This window comes from Leclercia sp. LTM14 (assembly GCF_023736175.1).
Taxonomy (GTDB): domain Bacteria; phylum Pseudomonadota; class Gammaproteobacteria; order Enterobacterales; family Enterobacteriaceae; genus Enterobacter; species Enterobacter barmai.
The window spans coordinates 1-210 of the sequence record NZ_JAIKTT010000042.1 but is presented as its reverse complement, the minus strand read 5'-3'; the positions used below and the strand labels follow the sequence as shown (position 1 = coordinate 210).

The 210-nt window shown below is 51.9% G+C and carries 1 rRNA gene; it reads right to left on the bottom strand.

Annotated features, from left to right (window positions below):
- Nucleotides 1-210: ribosomal RNA gene (locus K5I40_RS23840) — 16S ribosomal RNA — on the bottom strand; the annotation flags it as partial.

Sequence of the window (210 nt, the reverse complement as noted above, 5' to 3'; positions counted from 1 at the left end):
GATAAGGGTTGCGCTCGTTGCGGGACTTAACCCAACATTTCACAACACGAGCTGACGACAGCCATGCAGCACCTGTCTCAGAGTTCCCGAAGGCACCAATCCATCTCTGGAAAGTTCTCTGGATGTCAAGAGTAGGTAAGGTTCTTCGCGTTGCATCGAATTAAACCACATGCTCCACCGCTTGTGCGGGCCCCCGTCAATTCATTTGAG